The sequence below is a fragment of the Candidatus Symbiopectobacterium sp. NZEC135 genome, from assembly GCF_025962695.1.
In genome coordinates this window covers 179,296-193,977 of the sequence record NZ_JAGFPF010000001.1, presented here as the reverse complement: position 1 = coordinate 193,977, position 14,682 = coordinate 179,296, and the positions used below count along the sequence as shown (strand labels likewise).

Here is a 14,682-nt window from a genome sequence, read left to right as displayed (position 1 = left end):
CGAATGGCGAGTATATTACTGATATTAATGAGAATATTAACTATGAAGAAGATTTGGTTAATTCTGGCCAGCATAAGCCTTGCTTTTAACGCGTTTGCCACACAGTTTACCGATGGCAAACAGTATGAGACCTTAGACAAATCGGTTGCTGGAGAGCCTCAGGTATTAGAATTCTTCTCGTTTAACTGCCCACACTGCTACCAATTTGAGCAGGTTTTTCATATTTCAGAGCGTGTAGAAAAAGAACTGCCAGCAGGCATCCACCTCACTAAATACCACGTAGAATTTCTTGAACCTATGGGCAAGTATCTTACCCAAGCGTGGGCTGTGGCAATGGCGCTGGGTGTAGAAGATAAAATATCTGCACCACTGTTTGAAGGTATCCAGAAAACACAGACAATAAAGACAGAGGCTGATATCCGAAACGTTTTTATTGATGAAGGCGTTAAGCCAGAAGAGTACGATGCGGCATGGAACAGTTTCGTTGTAAAATCGCTTGTTACCCAGCAGGAAAAAGCAGCAGCCAGTCTCCAACTACAGGGAGTTCCCGCTATGTATGTTAATGGTAAATATATAATTAACATGCAAGGTATGGACACAAGTAGCATGGACATTTTCGTACAACAGTATGTCGAAACGATCAAATATCTCATCGACAAAAAATAACGTCGTCAGAACGCGAGAATAAATCAGCTGCCGAAAATGCGCTGATGAAGTGGCAACTAACCAGGATAGGATCATCTACCGGCATAGGGGTTGCCCACTCTCTGGTGTCTACATCGGGGCCGTTTCTTGGGACGAAAAATTTATAACGCTAATTTAGTTTTCCCACCCATTCTAAACAAAAATCCAGATACGCTCTCACAAGGGCTGATGGATGTTTATGGCGAGCATAAACAAGGTGTAGCGGGAGGTTTTGCATAGTGACCCCCGGTAAAAGCCGTATCAGTTCTCCCTTTTCCAACCAAGGTCTGGCAGAGAAATCCAGTACTTGTGCTACCCCCATACCACTCAGCGCATAATGAATTAATCCCTGTGCGTTATTGGTGGAAAAAGAAGGTTTGTATTTTACCTTCCCCTGTAGCCCCCCCAGCTTTTAGTACCACCGGCACACTCACGCTGTAGTGCGGTAACCTGCAATCACAAATTCAACTGCAGCAGCCCGCTAAAAATCGTGTACCCGTCGCGGTCAACCCCGTGAGTCACTGTGGTCAAGCCAAACAGGCACACCTGAATTACGCGTTATTGAGGTTATTTTTCTATTCATTTAAAAACCAAAGATATATAAATAACTAATTGAATAGACTAATTAATAGCTTATACCCTAAATAATTCGAGTTGCGGGAAGGCGGCAAGAGAGAGACAAATTTGTCTGGAACAAATTTGAACAGCACCTGCGACTTGAAGTATGACGGATATAAAATAAAGGGCAGGCCATACCTGCCCTCACAGAATTATTTCAATAACCGAGCCTTGCAGCTTTTGCCTTTGATTTTACCTTTAAGCAGTTGCTGCAACGCACGTTTGGCGCTGGCCTTGCGAATTGCCACGTAGGCATGAACCGGGAACATATCAATTTTACCGACTTCCGCCGCCGTCAGTCCCGCATCGCCGGTTAATGCCCCAAGGATATCACCGGGCCGTATCTTGGCCTTTTTGCCGCCATCAATGCACAGCGTCATCATCTCCGGTTCAAGCATCGCTTCCGCATTGCGCGTGAGGGAGCCCGCAGACGCCCACTGCACTTTCATGCCAAGCATGTCTTCCAACAGGTTGACACGTGCCATTTCCTGCGGCGTGCACAGGCTAACGGCCACGCCTTGCTGACCGGCACGCCCGGTACGACCGATGCGGTGCACATGCACTTCCGGATCGAAGGCCAGTTCAAAATTGACCACCAGTTCCAGATCTTTAATATCCAGACCGCGCGCCGCCACATCGGTCGCGACCAGCACACGGCAACTGTGGTTGGCAAAGCGCACCAGAACCTGATCGCGATCGCGCTGCTCAAGATCGCCGTGCAGCGCCAGCACGCTAATACCGCGCGCCTCCAGCGTTTCGAACACGCTCTGGCAATCACGTTTAGTGTTGCAAAACACCACGCAGGAACGGGGTTGATGATGATTCAAAACGGCAACCAGCAGTGGCAAACGCTGTTGCTGGGTGGTTTCGTAGAAATGTTGTTCAATCGCGGGGGCAACTTCATCGTCCGTCACATCCACGCGCAGCGGCTCGCGCTGAACACGGGCGCTGATCTGTTCAATTTCCTGCGGATAGGTAGCGGAAAACAGCAAGGTTTGCCGCTCCGGGGAGGTATAGGCAATCACATCATCAATGGCGTCGCTAAACCCCATATCCAGCATACGATCGGCTTCATCCAGCACCAACACCTTGAGGTTGTCCAGCAACAGGGATTGTTTGCGCAGGTGTTCCTGAAGCCGCCCCGGCGTTCCCACCACAATGTGCGGCGCATGCACCAGCGAGTCAAGTTGCGGCCCCATGGGTTGGCCGCCGCACAACGTGAGGATTTTGATATTCTGCGTAAAACGCGCCAGACGGCGTAGCTCTTTGCTGACTTGATCCGCCAGTTCACGCGTGGGGCACAGTACCAGTGCCTGCGTGGTAAAATCGCTCACCACGATGCGATTCAACACGCCAATACCAAATGCCGCCGTTTTCCCGCTGCCGGTCTTCGCTTTCGCACGCACATCCACACCACTTAACACGGCAGGCAATGCGGCAGCCTGAACGGGCGTCATTTCGCTGTAGCCCAGTTCATCAAGATTAGAGAGCTGCTCCGCAGGCAGCGCCAGAGAAGAAAAAGAAGTTGTACTCACAGTGATTGCTCTACCAACGACGACAAAAGAAAGGCACGCTGTCATCAGGCACAGCGCATATGAGTCGCAATCATAGCAGAATTTGTCATGATTAACCGATTTACCGCGTCAGGCCAATGCGGTAAACCCGTTGCTGACCAGAAAATCCTGCCCTTGCGGTGACAAGATGGCATCCGCCAGCAGGCGTGCCTCCGACCTGACCGGGTTCAACAGTGCCAGCATGTATTCCGCGGTGATGTTGTAGGGCGACGGCACAACAACCACGTGTAAATCCGGCTGGTTCAGCAATAGCGGCAAATAGCTGGAATAGCCGATGTGCATATCACTCTGCCCACTTCGGATCAGGTAACTCCCTGCGGTCATCCCCGGCGGGACGTTGTGCGTCATCGAGCCTCCCACCAACGGTTTGGCCCTGTCGCGCAGTAATCTGCCGGTACCGGGATGGTGTTGTTCAATACGTTCAAACAGTTGAAAAGCGTAATCGCCACCGGGATCGCTTCCAGGTGTTGACGTTGAGAGCACAAACCGGGGGTCGCACAGCGCGGATAGCCAGTGCTGCGAGGTCAACGCCGGTACATTACGCATCGCAATACACAGGTGATTGCGGGTAAAGACCATAGTGTCATGCGCCAGCCCTAGCATTTTCAAGCGTAGAGGGTGAGCGCAGTTTGCCGATGCAAAGAGATCGACCGCATCCCCCTGCTCGATTTTCTCACTCAACAGCCCCGCCGGGCCGAACGTTGTCATCACATCCAGAGCGTGGCTTTCAGAAAATGCAGCCAGCAGCGATGTCAATGCGTTACGCAGACTGCCCGCCGCATAGAGGCGTAGAGGAAGCATCATCGCGGCTCCGTTAAGGTAAACAGGGGGATCAGTGCCTGATAAGGCAACTGCGAAGGCATCTCTAGCGTTACCTGTCGCACAGGAATGCCGTAAAGGCGAGTCAGGTTCTCTTCTGTCACTACCCTATCGCGACTGCCGTAAAGGTACTGTTGGTCTGCCATCAGCAATAACGCCTGCTGCGCGATTGCCAACGCATGAGACGGGTCGTGCGTGGTCAGTAAAATACACAGCCCTTGCTCACGAGCCAGACGTGTCAGCAATTGCAGCACCTGCGCCTGGTTATGCAAATCAAGCGCGGCGGTCGGTTCATCGAGGATCAGCGTTTGGCATTCCGAGGCCAGTGCACGCGCTATCAACACCAGTTGCCGCTGCCCGCCCGACAGCGCGCTAAAATCACGCTCGGCCAGCGTCGCGATACCCAGCATCTCCAGCGCACGGTGCGCCGCAGCAATATCGTGCGCCGTGGGCAGGGAAAACAGTGCAATGCGCCCCGCCCGCCCCATCAAAACCATATCCAGCACGCTGTAGGAGAATGGCGGCGTAAAAAGCTGCGGCACAAAACCTATCGCCCCGTTCCGTTGCACCGTCCCAGCGAGCGGCGGCAGAAACCCGAGCAGCGTATGCAACAGTGTGGTTTTGCCACGACCGTTGGCCCCGAGAATGGCGGTGATTTCCCCGGCCCGGCAGCACAGTTCGAGCGGTGGGAAAAACGGCTCTCCCGCGTGATAGCCATACGCCAGCGCCTGTGTGGATAATCGAATCAGTGACATCGTATCAACCTCTGCGTTGCCGTTGCGTTTTATACAGCAGCGCGGTAAACAGCGGTGCGCCAAACAGTGCCGTAAGGATCCCCAACGGGATCTCTGCGTCACTGAGCGTGCGCGCCAAGTCGTCCACCAGCACCATAAACCCGCCGCCAAGCCAGAACGATACCGGCAATAAACGCCGGTGATCGGCCCCCACCAGCATGCGCGCAACGTGGGGGATCACCAACCCAATCCAGCCAATGCTGCCGCTCACGGCCACCTGCGCAGCCACCACCGCCGCGCACAGGCTTAGCACCAGCCAGCGCACTGGCTGCACCGCCATGCCCAGCGTGCGCGCATCCTGTTCCCCCATCGACAGCACGTTAATATGCCAACGCAGGCGCAACAGCAGTCCTCCCGCCAGACCGAGCGGCAGCACCAGTGTGACCAGTTTGTCCCAATGAGCGGTGGCGAAACTCCCCAACAGCCAAAACACAATGCTCGGCAATTTTTCTTCGGTATCCGCCAGATATTGCAGCAGACTGACCAGTGCACCGAAAAAACCGCTGATGATGACCCCCGCCAGTATCAGGATGAGGACATTTTGCTTGCCCAACGCGGCGGCCATCATGAACACCAGCAGCAAGGCGACCATGCCAAACGTGAACGTCGAGAACAGCAAAAACAGTGGCGTCCAGCTCATCAAGATCGCCAGTGTGCCACCGAACGCTGCACCGGCAGAGACACCAATGATGTGTGGATCAACCAGTGGGTTACGGAACACACCTTGCAACGAGGCACCGCTTAGGGCTAACCCGGCTCCGGCGCACAATGCAAGTAGCACCCGAGGTAAGCGCACACTCCACACCACCTGGCGTTCAATGTCACTCAACGCCGGGTTACTGTCAGACAAAGGCTCGACGAGTATCTGAACAATGCGCCACGGGGAAAGTCCATAACGCCCCAGCCCCAGTGAGCACAAGGCAATCAGCAACGTCCCTACCACCACGACCAGCAGCGTAATACGATAGCGTTGGGCCGTCATTGTGCTTCGGGATTGTCTGCGCGGTAATCCATACGGTAGAAGCGCTGATAATAATCATTCGCGGCTTTTTGCATATCCACATCGGCAAAGCGTTCAGGATAGAGCTTTTTCGCCATCCACAGTTCGCCAATGGCTAACGCCTCCGGCATCGGGTATCCCCAGGCTTTGGCATATTCCGGCATCAGATAGACACGATGCTGTTTCACCGCATCAATCGCCTGCCAGGCCGGATCGTTGATGATCTGCTGTACCACGTCCGGGTAGCGATCTTGCACGAAAATAACCTGTGGATTCCAGGCCAGCACATTCTCAATCGAGACCTGTTTGAAGCCTTTGATGGAGGCTGCCGCCACGTTCATGGCACCGGCGTGGGACATCATCAGGCCGGTGTATTTTCCTGAGCCATAGGTGGTCAGATCGGGGTTAGCCATATAAACGCGAATGCGCTTCTCTTCTGGGATAGCCGCGATGTGGGCACTGACTTTTTCCCGTTCGCTAAAGGTATAGTTGATAAGCGCTTCCGCCTGTTTCTGGCGCTCCACCACATCACCGATCAAGCGGATGCCCGTTTTAAGCCCTTCGTTGTACGCGGTATTTTCATCGCTCATGGTCGGGTTAATTTTGTCAGCTTCCCCCGGCTTGTCCTGACGCAGGGAAATTGCCACCACCGGGATGCCCGCACGTTCAATCTGCGAGATCATTTCCGGCGGCGCATAGTTGGCGACAAAGACGACCTGCGGTTCGAGTTTCAGCAGGCTTTCAATATTCACCTGTGCCAGATCGCCCGGCATGGGTAAATTCGCTAACGAGGGGGCAAGGCGCAGATAACTGTCACCCAATTGCTTTTTCCAACTGGACAGCACGCCGACCACGCTCTGTTGCGCATCCAACTGCACCAGCAGATTCAGCGTTTGATGCTGCAAGACCACCACGCGATTCACGTGATCGGGGATCGTGACGTTGCGCCCTAGCTGATCGGTAACCTGACGCGCCGCCCACGCAGAGGAAAATGCCACAAGCAGTCCGACCACCCCGAGTGTATAACCTATTTTCTTTATCATGTTGATGTCCTGGTGTTTCGATATATACAGAACAATACAACGACAGCGGTCAAGAAAATACTGATCTCGCTCATAATGCGATTTCATTACCAATAAGGGAGTGGGTTATACACCCACTTACGGATGAGGAAATACGGTTAGATGCTGGCGCGCACGACGAATTAAATGCCGTCACCGTCGCGATACTGGGTGTGTAATACGCTAGCCTGGCGCACATTACTGTCCGGCAGTACATCGTGCGTCAGCCAGACGTTTCCGCCAATACTGGAGCGCGCACCGATGGTAATACGCCCCAATAATGTCGCGCCGGCGTAAATCACCACATCGTCTTCCACGATCGGATGTCGGGGATAGTTCTTTTGCAACTGACCGTCATTGTCAGTGACAAAGCGCTTGGCACCCAGCGTAACCGCCTGATAAAGCCGCACACGTTTGCCGATGATCGCGGTCTCGCCAATCACCACACCAGTACCGTGATCGATAAAAAAACCTTCGCTTATCTGGGCTCCGGGGTGAATATCAATGCCGGTTTCGCTGTGCGCTTTCTCCGTCATGATGCGCGCCAACAGCGGCAGCCCCAGTTGATACAGTTCGTGGGCCAGTCGGTAATGCATCACTGCATGAATACCGGGATAGCACAGTAGCACTTCATCCCGGCTGCGCGCGGAAGGATCGCCCTGATACGCAGCCTGTATATCGCTGTCCAGACGTTGCCGAATCACCGGCAAGTGCGTGGCAAACTTGCGGATACGGTGCTCAGCGTCCTGTGCTTCGGGTGATGTAACGCCGTGCTGCGTTGGCGTGCCTGACTGCGTACCTGACTGATAGTGCAATTCAAGCGCCGCCTCTTCCACCAACGCATCAAGTGCGGTGCCCAGCAGGTAGCCGACGTAGTAATCCTCCCCCTCTTTACGCAAATCGGTGGCCCCCAATCGCATGGGATACAACACCTTAATCAGCGTATCGGCAACGCTATGGATACTCTGTTTTGAGGGCAGCAACCGTTTATTCTGATAGTCACCCTGAGAAAAGCGGTCACGCCATTGCTGACGCACACGGCGTAATTCATCAACGACCCCATCCAGATGCCAATGATTATTGCGTTGAGAAATAAACACTAACTCTCCTAATTCCGACATCATGCTTTCCTCTCAAAGACCTGCAATGGATTGGGATGACCTGTGTTCTCAATTTTTATGCGTGATTCACCCACAAAACAAATACTGTTATCGGCTTTACATAGCCAACAAATGGATAAACCAAACTGAACAAAAAAGTCGAATGTGAAACAGCGCTAAACCCAACCTGACGCATTCCAGTATGATGTGATGATTGATAACCACAGGATGCTTGTTATGGATACCGTCGCATCAACGCTCAGCCGTTCTCGGCGATTTCACCGTGTTCCCTTCACGCTGGGGATACTGACCATGCTGTTGCTACCGGCAGTACAGGCCAGTGAAGGACTTTGCAACAAGGTTACGGCCCCCTCAACTCAGGCATTACTCTCCACGGTCGCGCATCCACCGGCCTCCAAACCGCAAGCGATACCGATCGTGCACACGGAAGGCACCTTGCCTCATCAGGGCATCTATGACACGTCTAACGCGGCGCGGCGTGATTTCAGCTATATGCGCGATCTGGCCTTAGCCTGGCAACGGACGCAGGATGCTGCGCTGCTGTCACGCTTGACGGTCTATCTGGATGACTGGATGAAAACCTATCAACTGAGCTTCAACCCTATCGACGAAACCAGCTTCGACGGGTTGATTGACGCATACCGGTTGACGCACAGCGCCCTGCCGGAAGCCACGCGTGAGCGCACTCGCACCTTCCTACATGCAATGGCAACCGGGTACTTACAGAAAATGGACGAAAACCGGAGCAGCGCCAAAAAAATCTGGATCAACAACTGGCAAAGCCATCGGGTTAAGTTAGTCACCATGAGTGCGGTGGCATTAGATGACGTCGCGTTGCTGGCAAAGGCCAAAGCGGAATTTATCCGTCAGTTAGATGCCAATATTCATGCTGATGGTGAAGTGATGGATTTCACCGAACGCGATGCCTTGCACTACGTGGTCTACTCATTGGAACCGCTGCTGCGCGCCGCCATGGCAGCGCAGTTGCAAGGTGAGAACTGGATTGATTTGAAAGGCCGCCATGGGCAAAGCTTGCGTACTGCACTGGAATGGCTCAAGCCCTATGCCGACGGTGAAAAAAACCACGAAGAGTTCGCCAATACCAAGGTCCGCTTCGATATCGAGCGCCGTAACGCCGGCGTTAAAGGGTTCGACGGACAGTGGCCACCGAGCAATGCCGCGAACGTCTATTGGTCCGCCAGCGTGCTGGATCTCCGCTATCTGGAGACAGCGCGGCGGCTCAACAAGACGCCAGCGCGCTGGCTGTGGGCAATGATGCCCTGCCAATAACGCCCCCCTGCTATCGTTGCAGCGCTCGCCATACCCGTTCCGGTGTGGCGGGCAGTTCGAGCAAAACATGAGACTTGGCATCATGCCGGCTCGCCACCGCATCCTGCAACGCACACCAGACAGCAATACCCAGCATAAACGGCGGCTCACCCACTGCCTTGGACCGAAACACCGTGTCTACCGCGTTATCCGTATGTGGCAACAGTTGCACGCGGAAATCATACGGAATATCCGCCACGGTCGGGATCTTGTAAGTGGCACCGGTATCGGTCAGTAAACGCCCTTGAGCATTCCACACCAACTCTTCGGTGGTAACCCACCCCATTCCCTGTACAAATCCCCCCTCTACCTGACCGATATCCAGCGCCGGGTTCAGTGAAGCGCCCGCATCGTGCAAAATGTCGACGCGCTTTACCTGATATTCCCCAGTCAGCGTATCAACCACTACTTCAGCGCACGCTGCACCGTAAACAAAGTAGTAGAAAGGTTGTCCGCTTCCGGCATCACGATCGTAATGAATACCCGGCACCCGATAATATCCCGTTGCCGACAACGGCACCTGATTAAGCCATGCCAACTGCGCGACCTGCGCAAAGGTAAAATGCTGCTCACCCGCGCGCACAACACCATTGCAAAAGGCGATCTCATCGGGAACGCAGGAGTATAGGCGACACAGCAAATCGACCAAGCGCTGCCGGATGATTTCCGCTGCCTGCTGTGCGGCTTTGCCATTCAAATCAGCACCGCTGGACGCCGCCGTCGGGGAGGTATTCGGCACCTTACCCGTATCGGTGGCAGTGACCTGAATGGACGCGCTATCAATTTGCAGCACCTGTGCCACAATCTGCGCGACCTTGGTATTGAGCCCCTGCCCCATCTCGGTTCCACCGTGATTAAGCTGCACGCTGCCATCGGTATACACCAACAGCAAGGCCCCCGCCTGATTGAGAAAGGTCGAGGTGAAAGAGATACCGAATTTGATCGGCATCAGTGCCAGCCCACGCCGCAGCACAGGATGATGAGCATTGAAAGCGTCGACATCGGCACGGCGTTGCTGATACTGGGCGCTGTGAGTCAGCCGTTCGGTGATGTCATCAAGCAGATTCTGTCCCACCGGCTGGTGATAATGGGTGACGTTGCGCGCGTTAACACTGCCGTCACGCGCACCATAATAATTGCGCTTGCGCACTTCCAGCGGATCCAGATGCAGCGTGCGTGCGATATGCTCAATCACCTGTTCGATCGCCACCATGCCCTGAGGACCACCGAAACCGCGAAAGGCCGTATTGGAAACGGTATGGGTGCGACAGCGATAGCCGGTAATACGTGCATCCCCCAGATAGTAGGCGTTGTCAGCATGGAACATGGCGCGATCGACAATCGAGCCAGACAAATCCAGTGAGTGGCCGCAATTTGCGGCAAGATCGATCTTTACCCCGCAAAATACCCCGTGCTCATCAATGCCGATCTCGTAGCGCACAAAAAAAGCGTGGCGCTTGCCGGTAATGCGCATATCGTCGCGCCGCGACAGGCACATTTTCGCAGGCCGCCCCGTTAGCCGTGCCGCCACTGCGCACAAGCAGGCAACGCTCGCGCCCTGAGATTCCTTGCCGCCAAATGCGCCGCCCATCCGTCGCATCTCTACCGTCACCTGACTCTGGCTAACACCGAGCACCGAGGCAACCAGCTTTTGTACTTCGGTCGGGTTCTGGGTGGAGGCATGGACCGTGACCGTTTGATGCTCGCCGGGATACACCAGCGCCGCCTGCGTTTCCAGATAAAAATGTTCTTGCCCACCGATATGAAATTCCCCGGTCAAACGCTGTGCCGCGCGGGCCAGCGCCGCATCCACATCGCCGCGCTGTTGCACAAAGGGGCGTTCAACGTAATGCTGCTTTTCCAGCGCTTCACGCACATCCAGTATCGGTGTCAGTACCTCATAATCGATGATTGCCGCCCGCGCGCCCCATCGCGCCGCCTCACGGGATTCTGCCGCTACCACCAGCACCATCTGCCCGACATAGTTCACCTCACTATCTGCCAGCAACAGATCCCCTGGAGCGAGTGCGCCGATATCTGGATTCCCCGGTATCTGTTGGCGGGTCAGTACCGCCACCACACCGGGAATGCGGTAACAAGGTTCAACATCAATATTCAGAATGCGGGCATAGGCGTGATCGCTCAGGCGCGGGCAGAGGTGCAGCAGCCCCTCCGGTTCCGGTCGATCGTCGATGTACCGCGCCTCACCGCTGACGTGCAGGGCGGCACTTTCGTGAATACGACTGTGTCCAACACCGCCAGACAGCGGCTGAGAGAATTGCGCCTGCAACGCCGTTTGGGTAAGAGCAGGCTGAGTGGGATTCTGCGACCCGGCGTTATGCGACATAGTGTGTGACCTCCATTGCGACGTCTTCTCCCTGTAAGCAGAAGAAATAACGCAACAGCAAATTCCTGGCGAGCTGCATGCGATAATCGGCGCTGGCGCGCGCGTCACTGAGCGGTGTGAAATCCTGTGCCAGCACCTGACTGGCCGCCATCACCGTCTCCCGGTTCCAGGGCTGGTGCAGCAGCGCACGCTCACAGCGTTCAGCCCGCCGTGGAATGGCATCCATCCCACCGAAAGCGACGCGCGCCCGCACAATACTTCCCTGTTCGATATGCAGAGAAAAAGCGCCGAACACGATAGTGATATCGTCATCGGCCCGTTTAGATACCTTCCACGCGCGAAAGTTGTCCAGCAGCGCCCCACGCGGGATCAGGATCTCGCGAATAAATTCGCCCGGCGCCAACGCCGTTTTGCGATAAGCCAGGAAGAATTCATGCAAAGGTATCGTGCGGAGATCCGTTCCCCGCTGTAACAGCAATTCAGCATCCAGCGCCAACAGCATGGGAGGGGTATCGCCTATTGGTGATGCGTTGGCGATGTTGCCACCAAGCGTAGCGCGATTACGGATCTGACGTGATGCAAAGCGCTGCAACGCCTGAGCGAAAGCAGGGAGCACGGCGCGTAAACGCTGCTCACACTGGGTAATGGTCAATCCAGCACCGAGATGGATATGGTTGTTATCCGTGTAGGCGTTACGCAGCTTCTCCACCTGTTCCAACGCGATCGTGGGAGGAGCGGCAGCTCCGGCTTGCGCTATGTCCAACATCAGATCGGTCCCTCCCGCCAACAAGCGCGCCTGAGGATAGCGCAGATAACAGGCAACTAACTGTTCCAACGAGGTTGGCATAAAGCAGCGTGGCGCCTCACCGGAGGGCACCTCGGTGACCTCGCTCGCCAGTGCATTCAAACGTGCGATGGTATGCGCTTCTTGTCGGGTAAAGCTGTCCGCTATTGGGTGTTCGCACAACTGCCGCGCGGCGTCCATGATGGGTCGATAGCCGGTACAGCGGCATAAATTCCCCGCCAATGCCTGCTCCGCCTGCTGACGATCCCAACCGCTGCACTGCTTTTGCAGCACAAACAGGGACATCACCATACCCGGCGTACAAAAACCACACTGCGACGCATGCAGATCCACTACCACCTGCTGCACCGGATGCAGCTCTCCATCCTGCCGCAGATCTTCTACCGTGATGAGCTGTTTACCCTGCAACGCGCTCAATGGCGTCAGGCAGGCACTGGCGGTTTCATAACACATGCGACCCTGCTCCACGCGGCCCAGTACCACAGTGCAAGCACCGCAGTCGCCAGAACCGCAGCCTTCTTTAGTTCCGGTGCGGCGCTTACGCTGGCGCAGGTATTGCAATACGGTCAGCGCCGGATCGCTATCCCGCTCCACCACCAGAGCGTTATTGAGTAAAAAGGCCGTCATGCGGCCACCTCCTGGCTGTCAGCCTGCCAGACGGGACGTCCATTGACCCAGGTAGCAGCCACATTGCGATCGTCGCCCAGCGTCATCAGCACAAACAACCGCTCCATAATGTCCTGACAGTTGTCATCACGCAGGCGTTGTAAGGCGGTGACAGCAGGATCGATAACCACGAAATCTGCGGTTTTCCCTGTCGCAAAATTGCCGATTTCATGCTCCAAATCCAGTGCACATGCGCCTCCCAACGTGGCGTGGTAGAACGCCTCACAGGCTGACAACCGGTACTGTTGCAACTGCCCGACTTTGTAAGCATCGCCCAAGGTTTGCAGCAGACTGAACGACGTTCCCGCGCCGACATCGGTACCCATGCCAATACGCACGCCCTTACGCCAACTCTGCTGCAAACGAAATAGCCCGCTGCCGAGAAACAGATTAGAACTGGGGCAAAACGCCACGGCAGATTGTGTCTGGTGCAGGCAGTCCCACTCCGCATCATCGAGGTGGATAGCGTGCGCAAAAACGCTGCGCCGACCGGTCAACCGGTAGTGGTGATACACATCCAGATAGTTGTCCCGATCGGGATAAAGCTCACGCACCCAAGCTACTTCCTGCGGGTTTTCGCTCAAGTGCGTTTGCACCCAAGTATCGGGAAATTCTTCGCGCAGGCGCTGCGCGGCGCTCAGCAGTTCCGGTGACGATGTCGGCGCAAAGCGCGGAGTAATGGCATAGCCCAGACGTCCACGACCGTGCCAACGCCGGATCAACGCCTGACACTGGCGATGGCTACTTTCTGCCGTTTCGACCAAATTGTCCGGCGCGTTGCAATCCATCATCACTTTGCCGGCAATCAGGCGCATCCCCAACCCTTGCGCCGCGCTAAACAGCGCCTCCACGGATTCAGGGTGTACGGTGGCAAACACCATGGCGCTGGTGGTGCCGTTACTCAGCAGCTGTTGCAGGAAAAATGCGGCCATCCGGGTAGCATAATGCATATCGCCATAGTGGCTTTCGGCAGGAAAAGTGTAACGCTCGAGCCACTCCAGCAACTGCTCACCGTAAGCACCAATAATTTCAGCCTGTGGAAAGTGGATATGCGTATCGATAAAACCCGGCAAAATCACTTTTCCGCGATAATCGATCAGCGACCAGCCCGCTTTCACACGCGCTTCGCCTTGTTGCCAGGGATATAAACCGACGATTTTTCCCTTCTCAATCAGCAACACGCCATCGTCAATATAACGGGCATGCTCAGCGATCTGCTGCGAATTCTCTGCGGGCGCGGCAATATCAAAAAACGCGCTGCGAATAGCGTAACGGTTGCATACGGTCATGCTGTTTTATCCTGCGTAATAAACTAAGCGTGATGTAATAAACAGCAATTCCCGTACCAGAATAAAATCTTGCCCGCTGGTAATGTATTTTAATGACAGGCAAACGGTTGCATTTTTAAGCAAACGATTACCTTTTTTATAAAAAAATAATCGTGTATCTAATGAATCATATTGATGAGTCATATTGCACCATAAGGCGGCATATGCACACGCCAATGCCCACACAGAGTGCATGGGGATGGTGTATTAAAGAACAGATAAAAAAGGTATCCATTACGGATACCTTTTTAGAAAAAACAACATCAGAAATTATATTGCAGAGAAACGCGATTCTGCCAAAACGAATAATCGTAAACTAGCGAGGTTTGCACCCCAAGGAAATTAGACAAACTTAACCCTTTTAAGGCACCATCAAACTGGTAAATACCAAAGACAACATATTCAGACTGATTACGACTGGGCGCATTGGCTGAACTTTTCAGGTCCATAAAGGAATAATACGTCCCGATGCTCAACGCTGGCATCACTTGATAGGTAATCCGCGTAGAATAGGCGTTACCGGTACCGAGATCCTG

At 54.5% G+C, this 14,682-nt stretch carries 12 protein-coding genes; 2 read left to right on the top strand and 10 right to left on the bottom strand.

Annotation, left to right across the window (positions count from 1 at the left end):
• The first annotated feature begins 42 nt into the window (after nt 1-42).
• Nucleotides 43-666, top strand: coding sequence for a thiol:disulfide interchange protein DsbA (dsbA, locus tag J5224_RS00790; protein ID WP_264623536.1), 624 nt, complete (start codon nt 43-45; stop codon nt 664-666).
• 148 nt (nt 667-814) lie between these two features.
• On the opposite strand, the gene J5224_RS00785 is transcribed toward dsbA, so the two are convergent.
• From J5224_RS00785 to epsC, 7 genes are all read right to left on the bottom strand, one after another.
• A complete protein-coding gene (locus J5224_RS00785; RefSeq protein ID WP_264623677.1) occupies nt 815-1,093 on the bottom strand; it encodes a LysR substrate-binding domain-containing protein in 279 nt (92 codons plus the stop codon).
• Nucleotides 1,094-1,454: 361 nt separating this feature from the next.
• Nucleotides 1,455-2,837 carry an ATP-dependent RNA helicase DbpA gene (dbpA, locus tag J5224_RS00780; protein WP_264623535.1) on the bottom strand — a complete coding sequence of 461 codons (1,383 nt, stop codon included), beginning with the start codon at nt 2,835-2,837 and terminating at the stop codon, nt 1,455-1,457.
• 108 nt (nt 2,838-2,945) lie between these two features.
• Nucleotides 2,946-3,680, bottom strand: a complete 735-nt coding sequence (locus J5224_RS00775) for a molybdate ABC transporter substrate-binding protein (RefSeq protein WP_264623534.1) — start codon at nt 3,678-3,680, stop codon at nt 2,946-2,948.
• Nucleotides 3,677-4,450 carry an ABC transporter ATP-binding protein gene (locus tag J5224_RS00770; protein ID WP_264623533.1) on the bottom strand — a complete coding sequence of 258 codons (774 nt, stop codon included), beginning with the start codon at nt 4,448-4,450 and terminating at the stop codon, nt 3,677-3,679. Before J5224_RS00770 ends, J5224_RS00775 begins: the two co-directional genes overlap by 4 nt.
• Nucleotides 4,451-4,454: 4 nt before the next feature.
• Nucleotides 4,455-5,471: a FecCD family ABC transporter permease gene (locus J5224_RS00765; RefSeq protein WP_264623532.1), complete on the bottom strand. Its 1,017-nt coding sequence runs from the start codon at nt 5,469-5,471 to the stop codon at nt 4,455-4,457.
• Nucleotides 5,468-6,532, bottom strand: coding sequence for an ABC transporter substrate-binding protein (locus J5224_RS00760; RefSeq protein WP_264623531.1), 1,065 nt, complete (start codon nt 6,530-6,532; stop codon nt 5,468-5,470). Before J5224_RS00760 ends, J5224_RS00765 begins: the two co-directional genes overlap by 4 nt.
• A 161-nt stretch (nt 6,533-6,693) precedes the next feature.
• Complete coding sequence (gene epsC / locus J5224_RS00755; RefSeq protein ID WP_413544629.1) at nt 6,694-7,644, bottom strand: serine O-acetyltransferase EpsC; 951 nt, start codon at nt 7,642-7,644, stop codon at nt 6,694-6,696.
• Nucleotides 7,645-7,887: 243 nt separating this feature from the next.
• On the opposite strand from epsC, the gene J5224_RS00750 reads away from it, so the two are divergent.
• Nucleotides 7,888-8,961, top strand: a complete 1,074-nt coding sequence (locus J5224_RS00750) for an alginate lyase family protein (RefSeq protein WP_264623530.1) — start codon at nt 7,888-7,890, stop codon at nt 8,959-8,961.
• 10 nt (nt 8,962-8,971) lie between these two features.
• Here the strand turns inward: J5224_RS00750 and xdhB are convergent, their stop codons facing one another.
• Genes xdhB through guaD form a run of 3 tightly spaced genes read right to left on the bottom strand, consistent with a single transcriptional unit; the run spans nt 8,972 to nt 14,107 of the window.
• Entirely contained in the window at nt 8,972-11,347 is a 2,376-nt protein-coding gene (xdhB, locus tag J5224_RS00745) for a xanthine dehydrogenase molybdopterin binding subunit (protein WP_264623529.1), read from the bottom strand.
• Entirely contained in the window at nt 11,337-12,779 is a 1,443-nt protein-coding gene (xdhA, locus tag J5224_RS00740) for a xanthine dehydrogenase small subunit (protein WP_264623528.1), read from the bottom strand. Before xdhA ends, xdhB begins: the two co-directional genes overlap by 11 nt.
• The gene (gene guaD, locus J5224_RS00735) at nt 12,776-14,107 is read right to left on the bottom strand and encodes a guanine deaminase (protein WP_264623527.1); all 1,332 of its coding nucleotides are present in this window, start codon (nt 14,105-14,107) and stop codon (nt 12,776-12,778) included. Before guaD ends, xdhA begins: the two co-directional genes overlap by 4 nt.
• Nucleotides 14,108-14,682: the final 575 nt, after the last annotated feature.

What these genes read in the sequence shown, in the direction of transcription:
- xdhA (WP_264623528.1), bottom strand. Translation starts at nt 12,779, where the DNA reads ATGACGGCCTTTTTACTCAATAACGCTCTGGTGGTGGAGCGGGATAGC.
- J5224_RS00765 (WP_264623532.1), bottom strand. Translation starts at nt 5,471, where the DNA reads ATGACGGCCCAACGCTATCGTATTACGCTGCTGGTCGTGGTGGTAGGG.
- guaD (WP_264623527.1), bottom strand. Translation starts at nt 14,107, where the DNA reads ATGACCGTATGCAACCGTTACGCTATTCGCAGCGCGTTTTTTGATATT.
- J5224_RS00760 (WP_264623531.1), bottom strand. Translation starts at nt 6,532, where the DNA reads ATGATAAAGAAAATAGGTTATACACTCGGGGTGGTCGGACTGCTTGTG.
- xdhB (WP_264623529.1), bottom strand. Translation starts at nt 11,347, where the DNA reads ATGTCGCATAACGCCGGGTCGCAGAATCCCACTCAGCCTGCTCTTACC.
- J5224_RS00770 (WP_264623533.1), bottom strand. Translation starts at nt 4,450, where the DNA reads ATGTCACTGATTCGATTATCCACACAGGCGCTGGCGTATGGCTATCAC.
- J5224_RS00750 (WP_264623530.1), top strand. Translation starts at nt 7,888, where the DNA reads ATGGATACCGTCGCATCAACGCTCAGCCGTTCTCGGCGATTTCACCGT.
- dsbA (WP_264623536.1), top strand. Translation starts at nt 43, where the DNA reads ATGAAGAAGATTTGGTTAATTCTGGCCAGCATAAGCCTTGCTTTTAAC.
- J5224_RS00775 (WP_264623534.1), bottom strand. Translation starts at nt 3,680, where the DNA reads ATGATGCTTCCTCTACGCCTCTATGCGGCGGGCAGTCTGCGTAACGCA.